The organism is Actinomadura soli, from assembly GCF_005889715.1.
Lineage (GTDB): Bacteria > Actinomycetota > Actinomycetes > Streptosporangiales > Streptosporangiaceae > Spirillospora > Spirillospora soli.
In genome coordinates this window covers 1-1,845 of the sequence record NZ_VCKW01000539.1, presented here as the reverse complement: position 1 = coordinate 1,845, position 1,845 = coordinate 1, and the positions used below count along the sequence as shown (strand labels likewise).

Below are 1,845 nucleotides of genomic sequence, written 5' to 3'. Positions count from 1 at the left end.
GTATTCGGGGGGCCGGGGGGCGCGGCCCAGTTGCCTGACCGGCCTGATCAACAGCAGTGCCGCGACGATGCCGATCGTGACCAGGGCCGATCCCAGCATGAACGTGCGTGGTTCGACCAGTGCGGTGGCCGGGCCGGCCAGAGCCTGGCCGGCGGCCATGCCCGCGACCGAGCCCGCGATCTGGTAGGCGTTGACGCGGTTCAGCACGTCCGGGGCGACCTGGGTCTGGACGCTGGTCGACCACATCACCGACCAGAACGCCAAGGCGCAGCCGCCCAGAAGGTGCCCGGCCATGAGGAGCGGGAGCGGCAGTCCGAGCGCGACCGTCAGCGGCACCGGTATGTAGGCGCTCACCGCCATCGCACCGGCCGCCAGCGGCCTGCGGGGCCTGGCCCTGATCGCCACCAGCCCGCCCAGGACGGTGCCGAGGCCGAGCGCCGCCATCACCCAGCCGTAGTCGTCCCCGATGACCTGGGACGACAGCGGCACGGACGGGCCGATCACCAGGACGCCCCAGAACACCCAGACCAGGATGACCGACCACATCCAGCTCCTGGCCCTGAACTCCTCCCAGCCCCTGCGCAGGTCACCGAGCACGTCGGAGGGGGCGGGCCTCGGGACGGCGACCCGGACGAGCAGCAGGCACACCCCGCTGACCAGGAACGTCGCGGCGTCGACCGTGTAGACGACGACCGGTCCGGCGGCGAGGATGAGGACTCCGGCCAGCGCGGGGCCGCCGAGCTGGGTGAGCGCCTCGGCGACCTTCAGCGTCGCGTTGGCCCGCTGGGGGTCGGCGGAGACCAGGGGGACCATGCCGTTGACGCCCGGCTCGAACATCCCGGCGGCCGCGCCCGAGAAGGACGCCATGACCAGCAGCAGGGCGTAGGGCGGGGCGCCGTCCAGGAAGGCGACGGCCACGAGGCCCTGGGTGGCGACCCTGACCATGTCCGCGCCGATCATCAGGCGGCGGGCGCCGATCCGGTCGGCGACGACCCCGCCGAACACCATGACCAGGACGGCCGACGCGGTCCAGAGCCCGAGCACGTAGCCGACGCCCGCGATCCCATGGACACCGCCGATCGCCAGCGCCGACGCGACGGGCATCATCGCGTCGCCGAGCAGGGAGATCGTGCGGGCCCCGAAGTAGAGGGTGAAGTTCCTCGTCCACATGATCCCCAATTCTGGATTTTTCCAGGTCAGACCACTGGTGTCCTAAATGACATCATTAGGTACATTTGCGCCATGCCCCTGGAGTGCCCGGAAACGCCACCGGCCCCCGCTCGCCCGCATCGTGTGGTCGCCCTGGTCGCCCCGAACCAGGAGCTCTACCCGGTCACGTCCGCCTCGGCCGTCTTCGGCTGGCACGGGCCCGACATCCCCCAGCACTACAGCTTCAGGCTGTGCGCCGAGAATCCCGGCTCGCTCACCACCACGCTCGGCGTCCCCATCCAGGTGGAGAGCGGCCTCGACGCCATCGACGACGCCGACACCGTGGTCATCGCGGGCTGGACCTTCGGGACGCCGCCCGCCGTCCTCGACGCGGTGTCCCGCGCCCATGCGCGGGGCGCCCGCATCGTCGCCGTCGCGGCCGGGATCTTCATTCCCGCCGCGCTGGGCCTGCTGGACGGGCGCCGCGCGTCCGTCCACTGGGAGCTGTCCGGCGAGCTCGCCGCCCGCCACCCCCGCGTCATCCCGGACGGCACCGTCATCTACGTCGATCACGGCGACGTCGCCACCGCCGGGGCCTCGGCCGCCACCCTCGACCTGTGCCTTCACCAGGTCCTCCAGGAGCACGGCGCGGCCCACGCCATGCGCGTCGGCCGCCAGCTCGCCGCCGGTCCGCAC

2 protein-coding genes are annotated in these 1,845 nt (G+C 72.2%); one reads left to right on the top strand and one right to left on the bottom strand.

The annotated features are described in order from the left end of the window. On the bottom strand, positions 1–1,170 hold a 1,170-nt coding region (locus tag ETD83_RS41640), incomplete at its 3' end, for an MFS transporter (protein WP_138650737.1). Positions 1,171–1,293: 123 nt separating this feature from the next. Between ETD83_RS41640 and ETD83_RS41635 the strand changes: the two genes are divergently transcribed. Continuing rightward, on the top strand, positions 1,294–1,845 hold a 552-nt coding region (locus ETD83_RS41635), incomplete at its 3' end, for a DJ-1/PfpI family protein (protein WP_230421543.1).